Here is a 9,096-nt window from a genome sequence, read left to right as displayed (position 1 = left end):
GAGTCCGACTCATGCACGGTCGTGACCGCCCGCGCGGAACGCTGGGGCCGTTACCCGATCCGGGCCACCGTGACCGCCGTGGCGCGGGGCGGGTTGCTGGCCGGGACGGCCACCGTCGAGGTCGGCGAGGTCACGGTGTTTCCGTTGGCGCCCCCACAGGCCACGCCGACCCCGCACAGCGAACTGCTCGACCGGGTGGGAACGCACCTGACCCGGCACCCGGGCCGCGGCGTGGAGTACGCCGACATCCGCCCTTACACCCCCGGTGACCCGTTGCGTTCGGTGAATTGGCCGGTAAGCGCGAGACGGGGGAGACTGCACGTGACCGAGCGGTTGACCGATCGGGCCGCCGACGTGGTGGTATTGATCGACGGCTACCCGCAGCCGCGCGGGCCGGCGACGGCCGCGACCGAACGCTCGGTGATCGGCGCCGCGCAGGTGGTGCAGACCGCGTTGCGCAACGGTGACCGCGCCGGCGTCGTGACGCTCGGTGGCCGGCAGCCGCGCTGGGTCGGCGCGGATATCGGACAGCGTCAGTTCTATCGCATCGTCGACGCGGTGCTGGGCGCCGGCGACGGCTTCGAGAAAACCACCGGAACGCTCGCACCGCGGGCGGCGGTGCCACCGGGCGCCCTCATCATCGCCTTCTCCACCCTGCTCGACACCGAGTTCGCGCTCGCGCTGACCGACTTGCGCAAACGCGGCCACGTGGTGCTCGCCGTCGACGTGCTGGCCGGCCCCCCGTTCGAGCAGGACCCCGATCCGCTGGTCAGCCGGATCTGGATGCTGGAGCGCACCGCCATGTACCGCGACATGGCCAGCATCGGCGTCGACGTCGCATCGTGGCCACCATCGCAGACACTGGAACAGTCGATGCTGCTGGCGATGCAGCGCCACCGCCCGACGGTGGTGCGGTGATGGGGCGTCCGGTCGGCGCCACCGAGACCCTGCCGCTGGTGTTGTCCGGCGCGTGCGGGATGGCGATGACGGCGACCGTCGTATCTGGCGCCTCCGGGCCGGCTGCCGTTGCGGCGCTGGCCGCCGCCGGCGCGGTGCTGGCCGGACTCCGGTGGGCGGCAGCGGCGACGGTTGCAGTGCTGCTGGCAGTCGTCGCGGTCGGGATCACCGATCCGCCAACGGTTTCGGCGGCCGTGGCCGGGCTGGCCGCGGTGGGATACCTGGTGTTGCGGCACGCCGGCACGATGACACTGCCGACGGTGATCGCCGTCCTCGGGTTCACCGTGGCCGGGGTGGCGGCCACGGCGTTCCCATGGAGTCTGCCGTGGCTGCCGCTACTGGCGCCGTTCGTGGTGCTCGGTCTCTGCGTCGTGGTGGCTCAACCGTTTCTGGGCACCGAACGGTAACCGGTCAGACTCCGGGGGCCTCGTTGAGCGCCTCCAGGGTGCTGGTCGCCTCGAGGTACTCCTGCACCCAGCGCTCGATGACCGTCGAGGTCTTCTCCACCTTGGTGAACTGGCCGACGACCTGGCCCACCGGGTTGAACGCCACGTCGACGCTCTCATTGGGGTACTTGTTGGTCGCCCGGACCGCCATGCCGGAGACCATGTACTGCAGCGGCATACCCAGCGGCTTGGGGTTCCCCGGAGCCTCCCACGCCTCGGTCCACTCATTGCGCAGCATCCGGGCCGGCTTACCGGTGAAGGAGCGGCTGCGGACGGTGTCGCGGCTGGTCGCCTTGATGTAGGCGGCGTGCTGCGCCTCGGTGTTGGAGGACTCCTCGACCATCAGCCACTGCGAGCCGGTCCACGCGCCCTGGGCGCCCAGCGCCAGGGCCGCGGCGATCTGCTGACCGCTGCCGATGCCGCCCGCCGCCAGCACCGGCACTGGTGCCACGGCCTTGACGACCTCGGGCCACAGCACGATCGAACCCACCTCGCCGCAGTGGCCGCCCGCCTCGCCGCCCTGGGCGATGATGATGTCCACACCGGCCGCGGCGTGCTTGCGCGCCTGCGATGCGGAGCCGCACAGCGCGGCGACCTTGCGGCCGGACTCGTGGATGTGCTTGATCATGTCGGCCGGGGGAGTCCCCAGCGCGTTGGCGATCATCGTCACCTTGGGATGCTGCAGCGCCACTTCGACCTGCGGGGTGGCGGTCGCCTCGGTCCACCCGAGCAACTGCAGGCTGTCCTCGGCGGCGTTCTCGACCGGGACACCGTGGTCGGCGAGCAGCTTCTTGCCGAAGTCCAGGTGCTCCTGCGGTACCAGCTTGCGAAGCGATTCGGCGAGTTCCTCGGCGGACTGCCCGGAGTCCATGCCCTCGTATTTGTTCGGGATGACGATGTCCACGCCGTAGGGGTGGTCCCCGATGTTCTCGTCGATCCACTTCAGTTCGATCTCGAGTTGCTCGGGGGTGAAGCCGACCGCGCCGAGCACCCCGAACCCGCCAGCCTTGCTCACTGCGACGACCACGTCACGACAGTGGGTGAACGCAAAGATCGGGAACTCGATGCCGAGTTCGTCGCAGAGGGGAGTGTGCATGACCTACTCCTTCGAGGGCGGCGGATGGAAGTGGAACGTGTTCTAATTTAGTACCAGACCCGGGCGCGGCTAGGCCAGTCGGCCACCAGGTGAGCGCTCTGCAGCCCACACTACCGCCGATCGTGTAACCGCTCAGCGCGTGGCGACAGCCCGTAACACCGCCACCCCGAAACCGGCTGCGCGACGCAGGGAACGGCCGGGCGGACGGCCGGGCCCGCTGACACGCAGCACCGGCCAGCCGTGCTCGGCGGCCAGCGCCGCCAGCCCGGGCCGCGGATTGACCGGCCGTGGCCGGCCCACCAGCGACATCAGTGCGGCATCCTCATTGCCGTCGGCGTAGAAGAAGCTCTGGCCGAGGTCGATCCCGTTGTCCGCGCAGAACCGCTGCACCGCAGCCGCCTTCTGGCGGCCCCACACCACCGGTTTGACGATGTCACCGGTCAGCAGTCCTTGTTCGTCGAGTTCGAACCGGTTGCACAGCACCTGTCCGATACCCAAATACCGGGCGACCGGTTCGGCGTGGATGGTCAGCGCCGAGGAGCTCAGCACCACACTGTGGCCGCGCTGCTGGTGGGCCCGAACCACCTGCTGCATGAGCGGGTATATCCGGCCGGTGATGTGGTCGGCGAAGAGCCGCTCACCGATGTCGTCGAGCTCACGGATCGATTCGCCGCGCAGGTAACCCGCCGCGCGTATCAAGAGGCGTTCGAATTGCATGCGGCCCAACCGGTACCGCACGGCGGCCTCGATGACGCCGAGCACCTCGCCGGCCCGGGCCTGGCGCCGGCGGATCCGGTCGCCGGCATGCGCGGTGGCGGTGAACCCCGACACCAGCGTGCCGTCCAGGTCGAAGAACGCCCCGACCCGGGCTCCCGGCTCGGTGCTGCCGATCTCGGCGATCAGATCGCTGGTCATCGGCGTCGATGTTACGGCGGGGCCCGCCGGCGTTGGTGGTCACGCGCCGCAGCGGCAGTGGCGAAACCGGCAGCTGATAGCGTGTTCGGCCTATGGATGAACAGACCGCCTCGACGACCAGTGAGACCGCTGCGGGCGAGGCGCGCCAGACCCTGGCCGAGCGGGCCGAGCAGCTGGGCTGGCAGCGAACCCAGCGGGAGCGCGTCGACGTCTACGGTCGGGGGGTCTTCCACGTCCACGCCGTGTGGCGCGATGCCGGCACCCTCAACGGCGGCGCGCACTATGAGGACTCTGTGTTGCTGGCCTACACCACCGATCTGGGCAAGATCCAGAGCTGGCTGGCCAGATAGCGCATCGGTAACCGGGGCGGCTCCGGTTGGCAACGGTTGCATAACCGCCCCTCGTGTCACTCTGGGCGACATTTTTCACAGCGCTAACTTCGGTCCCGACCTTGTTGTTATCGGGATGGGGAAGAAGCCATGTCACGAATCCGTAAGTACCTCACTGTTGCGGCCGGTGCCGCCGCGGGACTGTTCCTGGGGGCGCTCGCCTCCAGCACCGCCGCCACCGCGGACACCGCTCCGATCAACCCGGGGCTGCCCGGTGTGGTCGAGCAGATGGTCGCGTCCTCGACGGCCATTCCGCAGCAGTTGCTGCAGACCACCACCTCCGCGCTGAGCGGAACGCCGCTGGCGCCCGCCGCGTCGCCGGCGCAGTCGCCGATCGCCACCGCCACACTCAACGTGCCGCAGACCACGACGACGGCCAGCCAGCCCGCCGGCCTGCCCGGGCTGGCCAACCTCAGTTCGGTGCTGCCGTTCCCGCTGCCGAACTTCGGCGGCACGACACCGGTGGCGGCCGCACCGACCACCATGGTCCCCGGCATCTTCGCGCCGACGGCTCCGGTGACGCCGATGGAGGTCATGCTGATTCCCGGCTTGCCCTGACGCTGAGGCCGTAACCTCGGACCGGTGAGCGCACGCGCAGGAATCGTCGTCACCGGTACCGAGGTCCTCACCGGGCGGATCGCAGATCGCAACGGACCGTGGCTGGCCGACCGGCTCTTGGAGCTCGGAGTTGAACTGGCGCACATCACGATCTGCGGCGACCGGCCCCGCGACATCGAGGCACAGCTGCGGTTCCTGGCCGGCGAGGGTGTCGACCTGATCATCACCAGCGGCGGCCTGGGGCCGACGGCTGATGACCTGACGGTCGACACCGTCGCCCGGTTCTGTGGCCGGGATGTGGTGCTCGACGCCGCACTGGAGGCCCGGATCGCCGAGATCATCAAGCCGCTGATGGCGCGCTTCACCGGTCCGGGCGCTCCGGATTTCGCGACGGTCCGGGCGGCCAACCGCAAGCAGGCGTTGATCCCGGCCGGCTCGACCGTGCTCGACCCGGTGGGCACCGCCCCGGGAGTGGTGGTGCCCGGCGCCCCGACGGTGGTGGTGCTGCCGGGTCCGCCCCGCGAGTTGCAACCGATGTGGCACAAGGCGATCAACACCCCCGAAGTGCAGCAGGCGATCGCCGGCCGGACCCACTACGAACAGCAGACCGTGCGGATGTTCGGGCTGCCCGAGTCCGGGCTGGCCGACACGCTGCGGCACGCACAACAAGTGATCGCGGACTTCGTGCGGCTGGAGATCACCACCTGCCTTCGTGGCGGCGAGCTCGAGATCGTCACCCGCTACGAGCCTGACGCGGCGGCGGCCTACGTACAACTGCTGGCGGTGCTGCGTGAGCGGCACGCCCGGGCGATCTTCTCCGAAGACGGTTCGCGGATCGACGATCTGGTGGCGGGGCTGTTGGCCGGCCGGTGGATCGCGACCGCGGAATCGTGCACCGCGGGCCTGCTGGCGGGCAGACTGGCCGACCCGCCCGGGGCCTCGGACTATCTCGCCGGCGGGGTGGTGTCCTACTCCAACGACGCCAAGGCGGACCTGCTCGACGTTGACCCGGCATTGATCGCCGAGCACGGCGCGGTCTCCGAACCGGTGGCCGAGGCGATGGCCGCCGGCGCACTGCGCCGATTCGCCGCGGACACCGCGGTGGCGATCACCGGAATCGCCGGGCCCGGCGGCGGAACGCCGGACAAGCCGGTGGGCACGGTCTGTTTCTGCGTTGCCCTGGGCGACGGCACGCTGCTCACCCGGACGACTCGGCTGCCCGGGGACCGAGCCGACGTCCGGGAACGGTCGACGACGGTGGCGATGCATCTGCTGCGACGCGCATTGTCAACCGGCTGATGGTGACCCGCAACCGGTGGTATGAACGTCACACCGAGGAGTTGCGGGCGTGGACACACAGTGGGCGTGGTTCGACGGGTCCGGCTATTGGCTGGGCCGGCTGGTGCTGCAACGCGGCATCGCCGCGGTGTACGTGGTCGCGTTCGTCGCTGCCGGGCGGCAGTTTCGCGCGCTGATCGGCGAGAGCGGCATGCTGCCGGTGCCGCGGTACCTGCGACGGCGGTCATTTCGGGTGGCGCCCAGCATATTCCAGCTGCACTACTCGGATCGGTTCTTCGCCGCCACCTGCTGGTCCGGCGCGGCGCTGGCGGCGGCGCTGGTGGCCGGCGCCGGCGAGCTGGTGCCGTTGTGGGCGGTGATGTCGATCTGGTTGCTGCTGTGGGTGATGTACCTGTCGATCGTCAACGTCGGCCAGGCGTGGTACTCGTTCGGCTGGGAGTCGATCCTGCTGGAGGCCGGGTTCCTGGCGGTGTTTTTGGGCAACGACCGGGTCGCACCGCCGGTGCTGGTGATGTGGCTGGCCCGGTGGCTGCTGTTCCGGATCGAGTTCGGGGCGGGGTTGATCAAGCTGCGTGGTGACTCCTGCTGGCGCAATTTGACCTGCCTGTACTTCCACCACGAGACCCAACCGATGCCGGGCCCGCTGAGCTGGTTCTTCCACCAGCTGCCCAAGCCGCTGCACCGTATTGAAGCCGCCGGCAACCACTTCGCCCAGCTGGTGGTGCCGTTCGGGCTGTTCGCCCCCCAGCCGATCGCCGGGGCGGCGGCGGCGATCATCATCGTCACCCAGCTGTGGCTGGTGGCCTCCGGCAACTTCGCCTGGCTGAACTGGGTGACGATCGTGCTGGCCGCCGCTGCGCTCGACCAATCCTGGCTCACCGGACTGTTTCCCGGGTTGCGGCCACCGGAGATGCCGGAATCCCCGGTGTGGTTCACCGCCGTGGTGATCGCGTTCACCGCCGCGGTGGTCGTGCTCAGCTACTGGCCGGTGCGCAACCTGGCCTCACGGCATCAGCGAATGAACGCCTCGTTCAACCCGTTTCATCTGGTCAACAGTTACGGGGCATTCGGCACCGTCGGCCGTTGCCGCCGGGAAGTGGTCATCGAGGGGACCGCAGCCACAGAGCTCACCGACCAGACGGTCTGGCGCGAATACGAGTTCAAGGGCAAACCCGGTGCGCTGGATCGGTTGCCGCGGCAATGGGCGCCATACCATCTGCGGCTGGACTGGCTGATGTGGTTTGCCGCGCTCTCACCCGCTTACGCGCGACCGTGGCGCGACGCCCTGTTGCAACGTCTGCTGCGCAACGACCGCGATACCGTGCGACTGTTGCGCCACAACCCGTTTCCCGACGAGCCGCCGCGCTACGTGCGGGCGCTGCTCTACGAATACCGCTTCACCACACCTGCCGAGCGTCGGCGAGATCGGGCGTGGTGGCGTCGCAGCCTGGTGGGCGTCTATCTGCCGCCGGTGTCGGTGAGCGGGACGCCCGCGCCGCCGGGCCCCCGTTAGCGCCGCGGTGGTCACCCAGCTTCGGGCGGGCGGTCGTCAAGTCGGGGTGGGGACACGCGCCCCGGGGATCGTGTCGAATCGGAAAGGCCGGCACCCCGACTCACGCTGACGGAGATGGTGAGGGGCGCCGCTACCGGGTGTCGACCCACAGCGTGGTGGCCACCAACACCAACGTGACCACAGCCAGCAGCGTCATATCCAGAACACCCAGTCGGGGTGTCTGCGCGCCCTCGGCCGCCAACCGTCGTTCGCGGGCGATCAGAAACAACGGGAACGTGACGCTGATCGCGATGAGGAATCCGCCTGCGATGTAGGCCCACACGAACCGGACGTGGTGCCGGCGAGCCTCGGCGACCATCAGCACCGCCGCCGCCAAGAAGAGCATCAAGATATCGGCGGTGATCGAGCGCGACGCAGGCGTCACTGCGGTGTCCGGGATGAACCGGGAGAGAAAATCGGAGCCCTCGTAGGCCAGGTTCTGGCTCCAGGTGGCGATCAGGGCGACGACCGCTATCGCGGCATAGCCCCCGCAGCGGATCTTGGCTGACGTGTCCATCCTGGCAACGTTAACGGCGCGCCGTGCCGGGCACGGCGGGTTTCGCCTCAGAGCTCGAGCAGCACGGTCACCGGGCCGTCGTTGACCAGTTCCACGTGCATGTGCGCCCCGAATCGGCCGGTGGCCACCCGGGCACCCAACCGCCGCAGCGCCTCGGCGAACTCGTCGACCAGCGGCTCGGCGACGGCACCGGGGGCAGCGGCGTTCCAGGACGGGCGCCGCCCCTTGGCGGTGTCGGCGTAGAGGGTGAACTGGCTGACCACCAGGATCGGTGCACCCACGTCGGCCGCCGATCGTTGTTCGTCGAGAATCCGTAGGTACCAGAGCTTTTCGGCGAGCCGATGGGCTGTCTTCACATCATCGTCGTGGGTGACCCCGACCAGCGCCACCAGTCCCTGTCCGTCCGGGGCGATGGCGCCGACGGTTTCGCCGTCGACCGTGACTCGCGCCGACGCGACGCGTTGCACCAGAACCCGCACGGGCTCGATGCTAAGTAGGCTCGGTGGTGGTGTCTGCGGGAGGGTGGTCGCAATGTCGGTGTTGGTTGCGTTCTCGGTCACGCCGCTGGGGGCGGGCGAGGGAGTCGGCGAGATCGTCGCGGAAGCGGTGCGGGTGGTTCGCGAGTCGGGGCTGCCGAATCGCACCGATTCGATGTTCACGGTGATCGAAAGCGACAGCTGGGCCGAGGCGATGGCGGTCGTGCAGCGGGCGGTGGAAGCGGTGGCCGCCCGGTCACCACGAGTGAGCACGGTAATCAAGGCCGACTGGCGAGCCGGCGCGGTCGACGCGATGAGCACCAAGGTGGAGTCGGTGGAGCGGCACCTGGCGGCGCCACCGCCTAATTGACCGCCACATCGAGGATCGGCCTGCCCACGCCGGCGCCCGGCCCGTCGAAGTGCCACCACTCCCCGGGGTAGACGGCGAGGCCGCCGGCGCTCATCGCCTCGCGCAGGGCGGCGCGTTCGGCGGCGGCCTGCGCGCCGATCCCCTCGGCGAATGCAGCGGCACGGGGGGAGAAGTCGTCGAAGCCGGTGCCCATCTCGACCAGCCGGCCCTGCGGGTCGGCGGTGGTCACGTCGACCGACCGCCCGGTCTCGTGGCTGCGGGCCAGCGGTCCCGGGCGGGCAACCCAATTCGGGTCCGGCACCACCTCGAACATCCGGACCTGTACCGCATGCGGGCGGTAGCAGTCCCAGAACACCAGCGTTCGGCCGCGTCGGCGCAGCACATCGGCTGCCGCCGCCAACCCCGGGGCCAGCGACTCGTGCACCAGGCACCGGGCGTTCGCCGGATACAGCTGCACGCCGGTGAAGTTGTTGGTCGTGGCGTACCGCAGGTCGATGATCGCGTCGGGAACTGCGCTACGG

At 69.5% G+C, this 9,096-nt stretch carries 12 protein-coding genes; 7 read left to right on the top strand and 5 right to left on the bottom strand.

Annotation, left to right across the window (positions count from 1 at the left end; translation table 11 throughout):
• Together DQP56_RS20090 and DQP56_RS20085 are read left to right on the top strand one after the other, a co-directional pair.
• On the top strand, nt 1-918 hold a 918-nt coding region (locus DQP56_RS20090), incomplete at its 5' end, for a DUF58 domain-containing protein (RefSeq protein ID WP_133258983.1).
• Nucleotides 918-1,364 carry a hypothetical protein gene (locus DQP56_RS20085; RefSeq protein WP_112688455.1) on the top strand — a complete coding sequence of 149 codons (447 nt, stop codon included), beginning with the start codon at nt 918-920 and terminating at the stop codon, nt 1,362-1,364. The genes DQP56_RS20090 and DQP56_RS20085, both read left to right, overlap by 1 nt.
• A 4-nt stretch (nt 1,365-1,368) precedes the next feature.
• On the opposite strand, the gene DQP56_RS20080 is transcribed toward DQP56_RS20085, so the two are convergent.
• A complete protein-coding gene (locus DQP56_RS20080; RefSeq protein WP_112688453.1) occupies nt 1,369-2,499 on the bottom strand; it encodes a nitronate monooxygenase in 1,131 nt (376 codons plus the stop codon).
• 132 nt (nt 2,500-2,631) lie between these two features.
• Nucleotides 2,632-3,414, bottom strand: coding sequence for an HAD family hydrolase (locus DQP56_RS20075; RefSeq protein ID WP_112688451.1), 783 nt, complete (start codon nt 3,412-3,414; stop codon nt 2,632-2,634).
• Between the two features lie 92 nt (nt 3,415-3,506).
• Here DQP56_RS20075 and DQP56_RS20070 point away from each other — a divergent pair, with 92 nt between their 5' ends.
• The 4 genes from DQP56_RS20070 (at nt 3,507) to DQP56_RS20055 (ending at nt 7,173) form a co-directional block, all read left to right on the top strand.
• Nucleotides 3,507-3,764: a hypothetical protein gene (locus DQP56_RS20070; protein ID WP_112688449.1), complete on the top strand. Its 258-nt coding sequence runs from the start codon at nt 3,507-3,509 to the stop codon at nt 3,762-3,764.
• Between the two features lie 129 nt (nt 3,765-3,893).
• A complete protein-coding gene (locus DQP56_RS20065; RefSeq protein WP_112688447.1) occupies nt 3,894-4,361 on the top strand; it encodes a hypothetical protein in 468 nt (155 codons plus the stop codon).
• 24 nt (nt 4,362-4,385) lie between these two features.
• The gene (locus DQP56_RS20060; protein ID WP_112688445.1) at nt 4,386-5,660 is read left to right on the top strand and encodes a competence/damage-inducible protein A; all 1,275 of its coding nucleotides are present in this window, start codon (nt 4,386-4,388) and stop codon (nt 5,658-5,660) included.
• 49 nt (nt 5,661-5,709) lie between these two features.
• A complete protein-coding gene (locus DQP56_RS20055; RefSeq protein WP_112688443.1) occupies nt 5,710-7,173 on the top strand; it encodes a lipase maturation factor family protein in 1,464 nt (487 codons plus the stop codon).
• 130 nt (nt 7,174-7,303) lie between these two features.
• On the opposite strand, the gene DQP56_RS20050 is transcribed toward DQP56_RS20055, so the two are convergent.
• On the bottom strand, nt 7,304-7,729 hold the full coding sequence (locus DQP56_RS20050; RefSeq protein ID WP_112688441.1) for a DUF2834 domain-containing protein: 426 nt from the start codon (nt 7,727-7,729) through the stop codon (nt 7,304-7,306).
• A 47-nt stretch (nt 7,730-7,776) separates the two neighbouring features.
• Entirely contained in the window at nt 7,777-8,208 is a 432-nt protein-coding gene (dtd, locus tag DQP56_RS20045; RefSeq protein WP_112688439.1) for a D-aminoacyl-tRNA deacylase, read from the bottom strand.
• A gap of 52 nt (nt 8,209-8,260) precedes the next feature.
• On the opposite strand from dtd, the gene DQP56_RS20040 reads away from it, so the two are divergent.
• The gene (locus DQP56_RS20040) at nt 8,261-8,575 is read left to right on the top strand and encodes an MTH1187 family thiamine-binding protein (RefSeq protein ID WP_112688437.1); all 315 of its coding nucleotides are present in this window, start codon (nt 8,261-8,263) and stop codon (nt 8,573-8,575) included.
• On the opposite strand, the gene DQP56_RS20035 is transcribed toward DQP56_RS20040, so the two are convergent.
• Nucleotides 8,568-9,096: M15 family metallopeptidase (locus DQP56_RS20035; protein ID WP_112688434.1), on the bottom strand; the 529-nt coding region annotated here is incomplete at its 5' end. The two genes, DQP56_RS20040 and DQP56_RS20035, sit on opposite strands and share 8 nt — an antisense overlap.

It is taken from the genome of Mycolicibacter senuensis (assembly GCF_003284925.1).
Taxonomy (GTDB): domain Bacteria; phylum Actinomycetota; class Actinomycetes; order Mycobacteriales; family Mycobacteriaceae; genus Mycobacterium; species Mycobacterium algericum_A.
This window is presented reverse-complemented; position numbering and strand designations above follow the sequence as displayed.